The 13,455-nt window shown below is 68.6% G+C and carries 15 protein-coding genes; 6 read left to right on the forward strand and 9 right to left on the reverse strand.

What is annotated here, in order from left to right; translation table 11 throughout:
- Nucleotides 1–19: 19 nt before the first annotated feature.
- Nucleotides 20–439 (reverse strand): GtrA family protein, encoded by a 420-nt coding sequence (locus AB0J95_RS03600; RefSeq protein ID WP_364751736.1) that lies wholly within the window; start codon nucleotides 437–439, stop codon nucleotides 20–22.
- Nucleotides 440–535: 96 nt separating this feature from the next.
- On the opposite strand from AB0J95_RS03600, the gene AB0J95_RS03605 reads away from it, so the two are divergent.
- The 3 genes from AB0J95_RS03605 to AB0J95_RS03615 are packed head-to-tail and all read left to right on the forward strand — an operon-like array spanning nucleotide 536 to nucleotide 3,083.
- On the forward strand, nucleotides 536–1,891 hold the full coding sequence (locus AB0J95_RS03605) for an FAD-binding oxidoreductase (RefSeq protein ID WP_364751739.1): 1,356 nt from the start codon (nucleotides 536–538) through the stop codon (nucleotides 1,889–1,891).
- Nucleotides 1,888–2,643, forward strand: a complete 756-nt coding sequence (locus AB0J95_RS03610; protein WP_364751741.1) for a decaprenylphospho-beta-D-erythro-pentofuranosid-2-ulose 2-reductase — start codon at nucleotides 1,888–1,890, stop codon at nucleotides 2,641–2,643. Before AB0J95_RS03605 ends, AB0J95_RS03610 begins: the two co-directional genes overlap by 4 nt.
- Nucleotides 2,562–3,083, forward strand: a complete 522-nt coding sequence (locus AB0J95_RS03615) for a type II toxin-antitoxin system VapC family toxin (protein WP_364751744.1) — start codon at nucleotides 2,562–2,564, stop codon at nucleotides 3,081–3,083. The genes AB0J95_RS03610 and AB0J95_RS03615 overlap by 82 nt, the downstream gene beginning before the upstream one ends.
- Nucleotides 3,084–3,086: 3 nt before the next feature.
- Here the strand turns inward: AB0J95_RS03615 and AB0J95_RS03620 are convergent, their stop codons facing one another.
- The 4 genes from AB0J95_RS03620 to AB0J95_RS03635 form a co-directional block, all read right to left on the reverse strand.
- Nucleotides 3,087–4,013 (reverse strand): decaprenyl-phosphate phosphoribosyltransferase, encoded by a 927-nt coding sequence (locus AB0J95_RS03620; protein ID WP_364751747.1) that lies wholly within the window; start codon nucleotides 4,011–4,013, stop codon nucleotides 3,087–3,089.
- A complete protein-coding gene (locus AB0J95_RS03625) occupies nucleotides 3,988–4,521 on the reverse strand; it encodes a phosphatase PAP2 family protein (RefSeq protein WP_364751750.1) in 534 nt (177 codons plus the stop codon). The genes AB0J95_RS03620 and AB0J95_RS03625 overlap by 26 nt, the downstream gene beginning before the upstream one ends.
- The gene (gene glf, locus AB0J95_RS03630) at nucleotides 4,514–5,704 is read right to left on the reverse strand and encodes a UDP-galactopyranose mutase (RefSeq protein ID WP_364751752.1); all 1,191 of its coding nucleotides are present in this window, start codon (nucleotides 5,702–5,704) and stop codon (nucleotides 4,514–4,516) included. The genes AB0J95_RS03625 and glf overlap by 8 nt, the downstream gene beginning before the upstream one ends.
- A 168-nt stretch (nucleotides 5,705–5,872) precedes the next feature.
- A complete protein-coding gene (locus tag AB0J95_RS03635; RefSeq protein ID WP_364751755.1) occupies nucleotides 5,873–6,748 on the reverse strand; it encodes an LLM class flavin-dependent oxidoreductase in 876 nt (291 codons plus the stop codon).
- Nucleotides 6,749–6,899: 151 nt separating this feature from the next.
- Here AB0J95_RS03635 and AB0J95_RS03640 point away from each other — a divergent pair, with 151 nt between their 5' ends.
- From AB0J95_RS03640 to AB0J95_RS03650, 3 genes are all read left to right on the forward strand, one after another.
- A complete protein-coding gene (locus AB0J95_RS03640) occupies nucleotides 6,900–7,697 on the forward strand; it encodes an HAD family hydrolase (RefSeq protein ID WP_364751758.1) in 798 nt (265 codons plus the stop codon).
- Nucleotides 7,698–7,707: 10 nt separating this feature from the next.
- Nucleotides 7,708–8,886, forward strand: coding sequence for an L-2-hydroxyglutarate oxidase (lhgO, locus tag AB0J95_RS03645; RefSeq protein WP_364751760.1), 1,179 nt, complete (start codon nucleotides 7,708–7,710; stop codon nucleotides 8,884–8,886).
- Between the two features lie 69 nt (nucleotides 8,887–8,955).
- Entirely contained in the window at nucleotides 8,956–9,726 is a 771-nt protein-coding gene (locus AB0J95_RS03650) for a heparin lyase I family protein (protein ID WP_364753447.1), read from the forward strand.
- 34 nt (nucleotides 9,727–9,760) lie between these two features.
- Here AB0J95_RS03650 and serS read toward each other — a convergent pair whose 3' ends face one another.
- Genes serS through AB0J95_RS03670 form a run of 4 tightly spaced genes read right to left on the reverse strand, consistent with a single transcriptional unit; the run spans nucleotide 9,761 to nucleotide 13,370 of the window.
- Nucleotides 9,761–11,023, reverse strand: a complete 1,263-nt coding sequence (gene serS, locus AB0J95_RS03655) for a serine--tRNA ligase (RefSeq protein WP_364751763.1) — start codon at nucleotides 11,021–11,023, stop codon at nucleotides 9,761–9,763.
- 42 nt (nucleotides 11,024–11,065) lie between these two features.
- A complete protein-coding gene (locus AB0J95_RS03660) occupies nucleotides 11,066–11,515 on the reverse strand; it encodes a DUF350 domain-containing protein (RefSeq protein WP_364751766.1) in 450 nt (149 codons plus the stop codon).
- Nucleotides 11,516–11,560: 45 nt separating this feature from the next.
- A complete protein-coding gene (locus AB0J95_RS03665; RefSeq protein WP_364753449.1) occupies nucleotides 11,561–12,727 on the reverse strand; it encodes a glutathionylspermidine synthase family protein in 1,167 nt (388 codons plus the stop codon).
- Between the two features lies 1 nt (nucleotide 12,728).
- The gene (locus AB0J95_RS03670) at nucleotides 12,729–13,370 is read right to left on the reverse strand and encodes a hypothetical protein (RefSeq protein ID WP_364751769.1); all 642 of its coding nucleotides are present in this window, start codon (nucleotides 13,368–13,370) and stop codon (nucleotides 12,729–12,731) included.
- Between the last annotated feature and the right edge of the window lie 85 nt (nucleotides 13,371–13,455).

Genomic DNA, 13,455 nt, shown 5'->3' on the forward strand with positions numbered 1-13,455 from the left:
GCTTGGCCGCCGGGCCCGGCTACTTCGCCGGCTGGCGGAAGACGACGAGGCGCAGCATCACGAAGTTGATCACTGTCGCGGTGCCCTGCGCGATGACCCATGCCACCGACTTCTCGCCGGTGAAGTCCGGCAGCAGGGTCAGCATGAGCGCGTTGACCCCGATGTTGACGAAGAAGGTGACCGAGTAGAGCAGTGCGAACTTCACCACAGAGGCGGTGTCGCCCTCGGCGTTGAACGTCCAACGCCGGTTGAGCAGGTACGCGCAGGTGGTGCCGAGGATGAAGCTGATCGCCTTGGCCAGGTGCACCCACACGCCCAGGGCCAGGAGAGCTTGGTAGGTCCCGTAGTCGACGATCGCGGACAGGCCGCCGACGAGCACGAACCGGGTGATCTGGGCGAGCAGCCCGACTTCCCGTGCCTCCGCGTCCACAGCTGTCACCACAAGTCCTTACTGTGTTGTTTCCGGCCCCGTATCCCCGCCGCGATTGGGTTACCGCTGCGAGTGTAGGTGTCGTTACTGGGTAGGCTCGGCCGGGTGGATGCCGAGTTGCGAACGCTTGCGGGGTGGGGGCGGACCGCGCCGAGCACTGCGCGGGTCCTCTGCCCGTCGAACGCCACCGAGGTCGCCGAAGCACTGCGGTCGGCCGACGATCGCGGGGTGATCGCCCGCGGCCTGGGCCGCGCGTACGGCGACCCCGCGCAGAACGCGGGCGGCCTGGTCATCGACATGACCCGGCTCGACAAGGTCCACTCCATCGACGCCGACGCGGCCGTCGTGGACACCGACGCGGGCGTCAGCCTGGACACCCTGATGCGGCGGCTGCTGCCGTTCGGCCTGTGGCTGCCGGTGCTGCCGGGCACCCGCCAGGTCAGCGTCGGCGGCGCGATCGCGGCCGACATCCACGGCAAGGCGCACCACGTCGAGGGCAGCTTCTGCGAGCACGTGCTGTCCATGGACCTGGTCACCGCGGACGGGTCGGTGCGCACGCTGACCCCGGAAGGCCCGGACGCGGAGCTGTTCTGGGCCACCGCGGGCGGCATGGGCCTGACCGGGATCGTCGTGCGGGCCACGCTGAAGCTCAACCGGGTCGAGACCGCGTACTTCAAGGTGGACACCGACCAGATCGACAACCTCGACGACCTGATGGCCCGCCAGTCGGTCGACGACGAGAAGTACCTGGAGTCGGTGTCCTGGTTCGACACCACGACGACCGGCCCGCACCTCGGCCGCGGCCTGCTGACCCGCGCCAACCACGCCACCCTCGACGACCTGCCGGCCAAGCTGCGCGCGAACCCGCTGAGGTTCGAGGCGCCGCAGCTGCTGACGTTCCCGAACATCTTCCCGCCGGGGATGCTGAACAAGCTCACCGGCCGCGCGTTCAACGAGCTCTGGTACCGCAAGTCGCCGACCAAGCATGGCGCGATCCAGAACATCACCCAGTTCCTGCACCCGCTGGACATGTTCGGCGAGTGGAACCGGGCGTACGGGCCGCGCGGGTTCCTGCAGTACCAGTACGTGATCCCGTTCGGCCAGGAAGAGGCCGTCAAACAGAGCGTGCGGATGATCGCCTCCTCCGGGCACGTGTCGGCGTTGAACGTGCTCAAGCGGTTCGGCGCGGGCAACCAGGCGCCGCTGTCGTTCCCCGCCCCCGGCTGGACGCTGGCGGTGGACCTGCCGGTCCGGCGCGGGCTGGCCGAGCTGTGCGCGGACCTGGACAAGCTGGTGCTGGACGCGGGCGGGCGGCTGTACCTGGCCAAGGAGTCCAGGACCTCGGCGGAGATGATCCAGCGGATGTACCCCCGCATCGACGAGTGGCGCAAGATCCGGGCTTCGGTCGACCCGGACGGGATCTTCGTGTCGGATATGGCCAGAAGGTTGAGGCTCACGTGATCGACGCAGTTGGCAGCCCCCAGTCCCTGCTGGTGCTCGGTGGCACCTCGGAGATCGGCCTCGCGGTGGCGGCTCGCTACGCCCGGCAGAAGCCGCTTCGCGTGGTACTGGCCGCCCGTCCGTCGCCGCGCCTCGACGCCGCCGTGGACCAGCTGCGCGCGCTCGGCGCCACCGTCTCGACCGTGCCGTTCGACGCCCGCAAGCCGGACACCCACGAAGAGGTGATCGAGAAGGCGTTCGCCGACGGGGACATCGACGTGACCGTCGTGGCCTTCGGCGTCCTGGGCGACCAGGAGGAGGCGTGGACCAACATCGACGTCGCCCGCGAGCTGGCCGAGGTCAACTACGTCGCCGCCGTCACCGTGGGCGTGCCGCTCGCCGAGCGCCTGCGCAAGCAGGGCCACGGCTCCCTGGTGGCCATCTCGTCGGCCGCGGGTGAGCGGGCCCGCCGGTCCAACTTCGTGTACGGCTCGACCAAGGCCGGCTTCGACGCGTTCTACACGGGCCTGACCTATGCCCTCAAGCCGCACGGCATCACCGTCAGCGTGATCCGCCCCGGTTTCGTGAAGTCCAAGATGACCGAGGGCCTCAAGCAAGCCCCGCTCGCCCAGACCCCCGACCAGGTCGCGGACATCATCGTCAGCACTGTCCGCAACCGCCGCGAACAGGCTTGGGCCCCGGCCGCGTTCCGCCCGGTGATGACCGTGCTCCGGCACGTCCCTCGCGTGATCTTCCGCCGCCTCCCGTTCTGATTGCCCACCGGACAAGCCCATCGCCCATTCATGTCAGACATCTCGTAGTACCCTGCGCGATCATCAAGCTGATCCGCCCAGAGGCGGAAAGTGTCCAGCTCGCCGCCTGGCTGAATGCCAATTCCGACGAGACCGTCGTGACCTCCGAACTGGCTGAGGTCGAAGTGCCTCGTGCACTTCGCCGCAGTGCTCCAACAAGGCTGGCGGCAATGCCGGCTGTGCTCGCGCATGTGAACCGGATCAAGGTGGATGCCGCGGTGCGCGCGACCGCTGGCGCATATCCGGATCCGAACCTGCGGTCATTGGACGCGATTCATCTGGCGACAGCGGACACGTTGGTCGCTTCCGGCAAGACCCTGACGGCGTTCGTCACCTACGACAAAAGGCTCGCTGCTGTCGCTGCTGATGCGGGCCACGCCGTTGTGACACCTGGCGAATAGGGGTCAGTGCGGGAGGTAGACCGCGAGGGCGAGGCTGGCGACCCAGGCGAGGCCGAGGACTTGCAGGACGCGGTCCTTGAGGGCGATTTCCTCGGGTTCGCCGGCGGTGCCGCCGTCGACGTCCACGGCGTAGCGCAGCACGGCCACGACGAACGGGATGATCGACACGGCCGACCAGACCGGGTGGTGGCCGACGCGGATCTCGAAGGCCCACAGGGCGTAGCTCATGATCAGCACGGCGGCCGAGGTGGCCCAGACGAACCGGAGGTAGGTCGGCTTGTACTTGGCCAGGGACGCGCGGATCTTGGCGCCGGTGGTCTCGTACAGCATGATCTCGGCGTAGCGCTTGCCGGACACCATGAACAGCGAGCCGAAGCCGGTGACCAGCATGAACCACTGGGACAGGGGGATGCCGGTGGCCGCACCGCCGGCGATCGCGCGGATCAGGAACCCGGAGGCCACGATGCACAGGTCGATGACGGTCTGGTGCTTCAGGCCGAAGCAGTAGCCGAGCTGGATGACCTCGTACACGCCGATGACCACGGCGAGCTGCCAGCTGGCCACCACGGACAGGCCGAGGGCGGCGAGGAACAGCACGATGGCCACGCCGTAGGCCACCCGGACGGGCACGACGCCCGCCGCGATCGGCCGGTTGCGTTTTGTGGGGTGTGCGCGGTCCGCCTCGACGTCGACGGCGTCGTTGACGAAGTAGACCGCCGAGGCCGCGAGGCAGAACGCCACGAACGCGATGCCCGCGTCCAGCAGCACCTGCCCCTCGGTGATCCTGCTCGCGGTGAACGGCGCGGCCAGGACCAGCACGTTCTTCACCCACTGGCGGGGCCGTGCGGTCCGGACCACGCCGCCGACGAGGTTGCCCTGGACGGGCACCGCCGGCGGCGTGGTCTCAGCCGTCGTCTCGACCTTGCTCATCTCGTTCCTTCCCCCGGCTCAGCCTCCGACGCACCACACCGCCGATCGCCGCGCCGAGCACCGAGCCCGCCACCACGTCGCTCGGATAATGCACCCCGAGGACCATCCTCGATACAAGCATCGGCGGAACCAGCAGCGGTGATAGCCGCCGTCCCATCAATCCCCCATACAGAACAGCGGCGGCGGTGGTCGAGGTTGCATGGGCCGACGGGAAGCTCAGCCGCGATGGCGTGCCGACCAGCACCTGCACGCCCTCGTCGTCCGGACGAGTGCGTTTCACCACACGCTTGACCAGGACCGAGGCCGCGTGGGCGGCGAACACGCCACCCGCCGCGACGAGCCAGTCCTTGCGGCGGTCCCGGTCCACCATGGCACCGACCGCGCCGACGGCGAGCCAGCCGAGGCTGTGCTCGCCGAACAAGGACATGCCACGGGCCACCTTCACCACGGCGGGCTTGGCGATCGCGCCCTGGACGATGCGCAGGACCGCGATCTCCGGGTCAGGCATCGAGCGACCCGTCCAGCGGCTTGCCCTCGGTGAGGTGCGGCGCGACCTTGTTGTCGAAGGTGCTCAGCGCGGCGCCGATGGCCATGTGCATGTCGAGGTACTTGTAGGTGCCCAGCCGGCCGCCGAAGATGATGTTGCGCTCCTTGGCCTCCTGCTTGACCAGCTCGCGGTAGCGCTCCAGCATCGCCCGGTTGTCCGGGGTGTTGATCGGGTAGTAGGGCTCGTCGTCCTCTTTGGCGGCCCGCGAGTACTCCCGGACGATCACCGTCTTGTCGGTCGGGTAGTCCCGCTCCGGGTGGAAGTGCCGGAACTCCAGGATCCGGGTGAACGGCACGTCCTCGTCGGCGTAGTTCATCACCGGGGTGCCCTGGTAGTCACCCGTCGTGGTGACGACCTCCTGCTCGAGGTCGACCGTGCGCCAGCCCAGCCGGCCCTCGGAGTAGTCGAAGTAGCGGTCCAGCGGGCCGGTGTACACGGTCGGCACCCCGGCCGGGATCTGGTCGCGGACCTCGAAGTAGTCGACGTTCAGCCGCACCTCGATATTCGGGTGCTCGGCCATCTTCTCCAGCCACGCGGTGTAGCCGTGCTTGGGCAGGCCTTCGAACGTGTCGTTGAAGTACCGGTTGTCGTAGTTGTAGCGGACTGGCAGGCGGGTGATGATGCCCGGCGCGAGCTCACGGGGGTCGGTCTGCCACTGCTTGGCGGTGTAGCCCTTGATGAACGCCTCGTAGAGCTTGCGGCCGATCAGCGAGATCGCCTTCTCCTCGAGGTTGCGCGCCTCTTCGGTCTTGAACTCGCTGGACTGCTCGGCGACCAGCTGGCGCGCCTCGTCCGGGGTGAACGCGCGGCCGAAGAACTGGTTGATCATCGCCAGGTTCATCGGCATCGGGTACACCTGGCCCTGGTGGTTGGTGTACACGCGGTGCTGGTACGGCGTGAACTCGGTGAACTGGGTGACGTAGTCCCAGACCCGCTTGTTCGACGTGTGGAACAGGTGCGCGCCGTACTTGTGGATCTCGATGCCGGTCTCCGGCTCGGCCTCCGAGTACGCGTTGCCGCCGATGTGCGGACGCCGTTCGAGCACCAGCACGCGCTTGCCCAGCTGCGTCGCGGTGCGCTCGGCCACGGTCAGGCCGAAGAAACCGGCCCCAACGATCACCAGGTCATAGCCCTCGTAGCTCACGGGGCCCCAGGGTAACGGGCTTGACATGACCGGGGTGGACAGCCCCCGTGCGTGGCCTCCCCGGTCCACCGCACGAGGGCGACGCCCCCCACCCTCCGTTGTGCCCCCTCGCACATCACATGAGACGTGCGAGATCACCAAGGGGTTCCGCGGCGTCACTCGAATGGCCTAACGGAGGGCCGGGAGGACCTCCGCTGCGATGTCCTCGACGATCTGCTCGGAGCCCGCGTAGATGCCGTCGTGGCGGGGCCAGGGCACGGTGACGTCCGTGAACCCCAGGGCCTCGGCGCGGCCGAGCAGGTCGCGGAAGTGCTCGACGCCGGTGAGGGTGAAGCCAGGCAGACCGTCGAAGTTGAGATACCGGTCGATCGTGCCCACGGCGCGGCCTTCGGCGGTCAGGGTGTCGTTCATCCGGCCGGTCAGCTCGCCCAGGGACGCCCACCAGGCGTCCACGTCGTCGGTCCCGATGCCGGTGGTCACCCAGCCGGTGCCGTACCTGGCCGCGATGCGCATCGCCTTCGGCCCGTTGGCGGCCACCACGAAAGGCAGGCGCGGCTTCTGCACGCAGCCGGGCATCATCCGCGCCTCGACCGCCTCGTAGAACGAGCCCTGCCAGGTGGTGCGGTCCTGCCGCAGCAACAGGTCGAGCAGCTCGACGAACTCGCCGAACCGCTCGGTGCGCTTGCCCGGCGGCAGCGCCGTGTCCCCCATGACCTTGGTGTCGTACCCCGCACCGCCCGCGCCGACACCGAGGATGAACCGGCCGTCGGACACGTCGTCCAGCGCGGTCAGCTCCCGGGCGAACGACACCGGGTGCCGAAAGTTCGGCGTGGCCACCCACGTCCCCAGCCGGATCGTCGAGGTCACCATGGCCGCCGCGGTCAGGGTCGGGACCGCACCGAACCACGGCCCGTCGACCAGCGTCCGCCAGCCGAGGTGGTCATACGTCCACGCGTGGTCGAAGCCGTACTCCTCGGCGGCGCGCCACTTGGGCTCGGCGGCCCACCACCGGTACTCCGGCAGGATCTCGATACCAACTCGCACAATGATCGACCGTATCGTGTCCCGCTAACGGCGCAATGCGATACGCCCAGAAGGTGATCCAGACTTTAGGTTCAATGGCCGATAGGCGGGACGGTCATGACGACCATCACACGATTCCGGGCTGTCCGCATGATCAGGCAGGATTGATGGTGTGGATAGACCCGGACTCGTCGCGTCGGATGTGGATGGCACGTTACTCGGCACCTATGAGCAGCTGAGCGAACGGACGGCCAAGGCGGTCGCCGGCGTGACCGCGTCCGGCACGCCGTTCATCCTGGTCAGCGGCCGTCCGCCGCGGTGGATCCCGAAGGTCGCCGAAGCCGCCGGGCTCACCGGGTACGCGGTGTGCGCGAACGGGGCAGTGCTGTACGACATCGGCGCCGACCGGATCGTCAAGGCGCACGGCCTCGAGCCGATGCAGCTGCACGACGTGGCGCACGCCCTCGAACAGGCCATGCCCGGGATTCATCTGGCCACCGAGCGACCGGTGCTCGACCAGCCGGCGTTCCGCACCGAGCCCGGCTACATCAACCCGTGGGGCAACGCCGAGAACAACACGGCGCCGCGCGCGGAGGTGCTCGGCGAGCTGGCCGTCAAGCTGCTCATCCGGCACCGGGACATGACCAGCGAGGAGATGGCCGCGGCCGCGCACGGCGTGCTGGACGACAGCGTGACCGTGACGTTCTCCACCAGTGGCGGCCTGCTGGAGATCTCCGCGGGCGGCGTCACCAAGGCGACCGGCCTGTCGGACGCCGCGGAACTGCACAACGTGGACTCCGCCGACGTGATCGCGTTCGGCGACATGCCCAACGACATCGAGATGCTCAAGTGGGCCGGCTGCGGCGTGGCCATGGCCAACGCGCACCCTGATGTGCTGGCCATCGCCGACGAGATCACCGCGGCCAACGTCGACGACGGCGTGGCCCAAGTGCTGGAACGCTGGTTCTAAGGTCATGGGTGTGCGACGTGTTGCGGTCATCGGCGGCGGGATCGTGGGGCTCGCCGTCGCCCATGAGCTGATGTCCCGTGGCGACCAGGTGACGGTGCTGGAGAAGGAGAAGCGCTGGGCCGCGCACCAGACCGGGAACAACAGCAACGTCGTGCACGCGGGCCTGTACTACAAGCCCGGGTCGTTCAAGGCGCGGATGTCGGTCGCGGGCAACAAGTCGATCATCGCGTTCGCGCGGGACAACGGCGTGCCGGTGGAGGTCTGCGGCAAGCTCGTGGTCGCCACCTCCGAGGACGAGCTGCCCGCGTTGTACGTGCTGGCGCAGCGGGCGACCGAGAACGGCGTGCCCGCGAAGCTGATCTCGCCCGCCGAGGCCAGGGACTACGAGCCCGAGGTGTCCTGTGTGGCCGCGCTTCGCGTGCACAGCACCGGGATCATCGACTTCCCCGCCGTATGTTCCGCGCTGGTCCGCAAGCTGGTCGCGGGCGGCGCCGAGCTGCGACTGTCCACTCCGGCCCTGGCGATCCGGTCCCGGGCGGGCCGGGTCGAGATCGCCACCGGGTCGGACATCGTGCGCGCCGACGCCCTCGTGAACTGCGCGGGACTGCAGAGCGACCGGGTCGCGCGGCTGGCCGGGTTGACGCCGCGGGCCCAGATCGTGCCGTTCCGCGGGGAGTACTACGAACTGCGGCCCGAACGGCGGCATCTCGTGCGCGGGCTGATCTATCCGGTGCCGGACGCCGCGCTGCCGTTCCTGGGCGTGCACCTGACCCGGATGCTGGACGGGAGTGTCCACGCCGGACCGAACGCCGTGCTTGCCTTGCGGCGTGAGGGATATCGGTGGCGGGACGTGTCCATCGGCGATGTGGTCGAGACCGCCCGGTTCGCCGGTGCTTGGAAACTGGCCCAGAAGTACGGCCGGACCGGGGTCGACGAAGTGCTCAGATCCTTGTCCCGCAAGCGGTTCGCCGCCAGCCTGGCCCGGCTGGTGCCCGCCGTTCAGGCCTCGGACCTGGTCCGTTGCACCGCCGGGGTGCGGGCGCAGGCGTTGCGGCCGGACGGGTCCCTTGTGGACGATTTCCTGATCGAGACCGCACCGCACCAGGTGCACGTGCTCAACGCGCCCTCCCCCGCGGCCACCAGCGCGTTGGAGATCGCCAGGTACGTGGCGGACCAAGTCAAATCTTGACCGACTGGGACAGCGGGTGTACGAACGCACTACCGCCGCATTGACCCTGCGGAGGTATCTGTGTCCAGCATGTCCCGGCGAACGGTACTAGGCGCGTTCGCCGCCGTTCCTTTGCTTGCCACCACTGCGAATGCCGACGTCGGCACGCAGAGTGTGCTGTGGGATGGCGATCCCGGTCGTGGCACCGGAGTTTTCGACGGCCTGGAGAAGGCCCCGGGCAACATCACGGTGGCGAACGACCCGCAGGGCCAGTTCGGCAAGACGTTCCGCTACGAAACCTGGGACAACGCCGACGGCACCAAGGAACGCTGTGAGAGCCGCGGCCTGCGCAAGCCGGACGGTTCGGTGCTGCGCATCAACGACTCGTATCTGGGGAAGACCCTCTACATCGGGTGGCGCGGCCTGTGGCAGGTCAACCCGAACGCGGGTAAGTGGATCGCGGTCTACCAGCTGCACGTGTCCGGCGTGAGCGGGTCGCAGGTGAACGTCGGCCCGTTCGTACTCAGGACCCTCGGCGACGGCAAGCTGTACTTCCAGCACATCTCGCCGGACGGCTCCGACCGGCACCTGTGGTCCACATCGTTCCCGGTGAACGCCTGGAACCGGTTCGCCATCGGGTTCAAGCTGTCCCGCGGCAACGATGGCTGGTGCGAGTTCTACTACAACGGAACCCCGCAGAAGTTCAGCAACGGCCAGACCCGCTATCCCGGGCCGACGATCTGGGGCGATCACGTGAACCACAAGTGGGGTGTGTACCGGTCGGGTGGGAACAGCGGCCACGCCAACGCCTACCTCAACGGTGCCCGCCTCGGCACGAGCTACGCGGACGTCGCGCTGTAGCAGAAAGGGCAGGCCTGCCGGCCTGCCCTTTCGCTTACTTGGGTTCGAGGACCTCGATGCCGCCGAGGCCGGGGCGCAAGGCCTCCGGGACCACGACGGAACCGTCGGGCTGCTGGTGGTTCTCCATGATGGCGACGATCCACCGGGTGGTGGCCAGGGTGCCGTTGAGGGTGGCGGCGGTCTGCGGTTTGCCGTCCTCGTCGCGGTACCGGACGCCCAGGCGGCGGGCCTGGAACGTGGTGCAGTTCGAGGTGGAGGTCAGCTCGCGGTAGGCGTTCTGCGAGGGGAACCAGGCCTCGCAGTCGAACTTCCGCGACGCGCTGGTGCCCAGGTCGCCCGCGGCGGTGTCGATCACCCGGTACGGCACGTCGATCTTGGCCAGCATCTGCTCCTCCCACCCCAGCAGCCGCTCGTGCTCGGCGTCGGCCTCGGCGGGCTTGCAGTAGGAGAACATCTCGACCTTGTCGAACTGGTGCACCCGGATGATGCCGCGGGTGTCCTTGCCGTACGAGCCCGCCTCGCGCCGGAAGCACGACGACCAGCCCGCGTACCGGCGGGGGCCGGTCGACAGGTCCAGGATCTCGTCGGCGTGGAACCCGGCGAGCGGCACCTCCGACGTGCCGACCAGATAAAGATCATCGTCGGCCAGCTTGTACACCTCGGAGGCGTGCGCGCCGAGGAACCCGGTGCCGCCCATGATCTCCGGGCGGACCAGCGCGGGCGTGATCATCACCTGGAACCCGTTGGCCACCGCCTGCTGCACGGCCAGGTTCAGCAGGGCCAGCTGCAGCTGCGCGCCGACGCCGGTGAGGAAGTAGAACCGCGAGCCCGACACCTTGGCGCCGCGCTCCATGTCGACCGCACCCAGCTTGGTCATCAGGTCGAGGTGGTCGGCGGGCTCGAAGTCGAACTTCCGCGGCTCGCCGACGTGCTTGAGCACGGCGTAGTCCTGCTCACCGCCGGCCGGGACCGCGGTGTTGACCAGGTTCGGGATGGCCCGGTGCAGGGTCGCGACGGCCTGCTCGGCCTCGGCCTGCTCGGCCTCGGCCGCCTTCACCTCCGCGGCCAGCTCCTTGCCCTTGGCCAGCAGGGCGTCCCGCTCCTCGCCCTTGGCCTTGCCCACCTGGCGGCCGAACTGCTTCTGCTCGGCGCGCAGGGCGTCCGCCCGGGACACGGAACCGCGCCGGCGCTCGTCGGCGGACAGCAGCTGGTCGACCAGCCCCTCGTCCTCGCCGCGGGCGCGCTGGGACGCGCGCACCGCCTCCGGGTCGTCGCGCAGTATCCGTAGGTCAATCACACGAAAACTCTAGTACGGCAAGGTGCAGGGGCTCGATGGGGTTTAGCTGATGGCAACGGCCACGATCAGGCCGAGGGCGAGGTGTGCCGCGGCGACCACGGTGCTGGCCGGCGAGTACTTCTCGCTCTGGATCATCGTGCCGATGTCGATCCGGGTCGCCCACTCCACGATCCGCACCGCCACCACCTGCACGACGATGCCGATCAGGCCGTAGACCAGCGACGTGATCAGGCCCGCGGTCAGGTCCGTCGCCGAGCTGACGATGGCCACCACGATGATGAACGCCATGCTCACCAGCCCGGCGGAGGTGACCACCACGGCGTTCGGCTTGCCGGTGCGCACCAGCTCGGACAGCTTGCCCGGGGTGGTCCAGTCGATGGCGTAGAAGCCGAGCAGGATCAGCACCAGGCCGACGATCGCGTACAGCGCGATCGCGCCGATCCCCTTGCCGAGCTGCGACCCGAAGTCGGGATCGAGAGCAAGATTGAGCATTGGTCCCTCCGGCCTAAGTGGACTGCGCGGTCTTCGGGTGAATTATCACGATTCCGGGATGCGATGGGGGACAAACGCCGCACCGTCGTCCGTAACGAGACCTGCGGTCTCCCGGATGCCCAGCCCGGCCGCGGAGTCGCCGACGATCCACGCGCCCAGTGCCGGGCGGAACCCGTCGAACTCGGGCAGCGGGTCGAACGCCTGGTAGACGTACCCCTCGTGGCCGTAGACGCCACCGGTCTGGGTCTCGTAGCCGGGCGCCACGATCTGGATGTTCGCGCCCTCCCGGCCCAGCCGGGGCTTGCGGACGTACTCGGTGAGCAGGCCCGGCTGGTCGAGGAAGGCCGGCAGCAGGTTCGGGTGGCCCGGGTACATCTCCCAGAGGATGGCCAGCAGCGCCTTGTTGGACAGCAGCATCTTCCACAGCGGCTCGATCCACAGCGTCTGCGGCAGGCTCTCCACCGCCCGCTTGCCGAACTCCTCGTCGATCACCCACTCCCACGGGTAGAGCTTGATGATCGTGTTCATCGGCGCCTCTTCGAGGTCGACGAACCGCTTGAGCAGCGGGTGCCAGCCGATCTCCTCGATGGCCAGGCCGATCGTGTCCAGCCCGGCCTCGGCCGCGGTCTCCTGCAGGTACGCCGTGGTGACGTGGTCCTCGCCGCTCGGGTCCGCGGTCGACCAGGTGAAGTGCAGCTCGTTGGACGGCAGCTTGTCGCCGATCTCACGCCAGCGCTCGACCAGCTTCTCGTGCAGGGAGTTCCACTGGTCGTCGTCCGGGAAGACGTCGGTCTTCCAGAACCACTGCACGACCGCGGCCTCCAGCAGCGAGGTCGGCGTGTCGGCGTTGTACTCCAGCAGCTTCGCCGGGCCAGAGCCGTCGTAGCGCAGGTCGAACCGGCCGTACACGTGCGGGTCGTTGCGCCGCCACGACTCGGCGATGTGCGGCCATGCCCACTCGGGGATGCCGAACTCCTTGTACCGCTCGGCGGTCACCACCGTGTCGACGGCCTCGAGGCACATCGAGTGCAGCAGTTCGACGTCCGCTTCGAGGGACAGGATCTCGTCGAGGCTGAACACGTAGTGCACCGACTCGTCCCAGTACGGACGGCTGTTACCGGCCCCGTCACGGGCGGGCGAGCCGAAGACCAGGCCCTGCTCGGCGATCTTGTTCTGCCAGTCCCGCCGCGGCTGCGAGGACTCCCGGTGCAACTCAGCTTCCCCCACTCTTGCCGCCGCCGCTCACACCGAAGCCGCCGCGCTGGATGGTCGTGCCCTTGGACGTCTTGACGGTCGTCCGGCTGCTGGGCGCGGTCGTCGTCCCGCCGGTCACCCGGTTCGTCCCGGGCGTGACCGTGCCGCCGTAGTTGTAGTGGTACTGCCGGTAGCCACCGCCACCGAGGGGGATGTAGTAGAACCCGCCGCTGCTGTAGCCACCGTGGCTGTAGACGTAGTCGTCGGTGCAGATGTTCTCGTCGGAGGACAGAGTGCTGCTGTCGTCGACACAGCTCGCGGTGACCTCACCGCCACCGGCCGCGGCCGAGTACCAGAGCGCGACCGTGGCCACCACACCCACGGTGACCCCGGCGCCGATCATGGTCCGGCGGCGGCGCAGCGACTTGCGCTCGACCTCCGCGACCTCGGCGCTCTCGCGCTGCTCTTCCTCCTCCATCGCGCGCCGCATGGCCCGCTTCTCGGCCAGCGTCGGCTCGCGCGGGGTCGTCGTCTCGGCGTCCTGGTAGCGGACGCTGCCACGCCGGGGCTGCTCGGTGTCGGGCTCCACCGGCTCGGCCGGCTGCCGCTCCGGCTCGTCGGCGTCCTTGGCCGGGTCGGTCTCGTCGTTCCTGTCAGTCATCGCAGGCCCTCCCTCTGCGGACAGTACATACGCCGGTGTGAAACCCGCTGTGTGGTGTCCTGATCGCAACACACCGATGATTCAC

Origin of the sequence: Actinocrispum sp. NPDC049592 (assembly GCF_040675465.1) — a bacterium.
Lineage (GTDB): Bacteria > Actinomycetota > Actinomycetes > Mycobacteriales > Pseudonocardiaceae > Kibdelosporangium.

Bases quoted from the DNA above. Each gene is read 5' to 3' on its own strand.
- AB0J95_RS03620 (WP_364751747.1), bottom strand. From the start codon at position 4,013: ATGAGCAAGGTCGAGACGACGGCTGAGACCACGCCGCCGGCGGTGCCC.
- AB0J95_RS03625 (WP_364751750.1), bottom strand. From the start codon at position 4,521: ATGCCTGACCCGGAGATCGCGGTCCTGCGCATCGTCCAGGGCGCGATC.
- AB0J95_RS03650 (WP_364753447.1), top strand. From the start codon at position 8,956: ATGTCCCGGCGAACGGTACTAGGCGCGTTCGCCGCCGTTCCTTTGCTT.
- AB0J95_RS03660 (WP_364751766.1), bottom strand. From the start codon at position 11,515: ATGCTCAATCTTGCTCTCGATCCCGACTTCGGGTCGCAGCTCGGCAAG.
- AB0J95_RS03670 (WP_364751769.1), bottom strand. From the start codon at position 13,370: ATGACTGACAGGAACGACGAGACCGACCCGGCCAAGGACGCCGACGAG.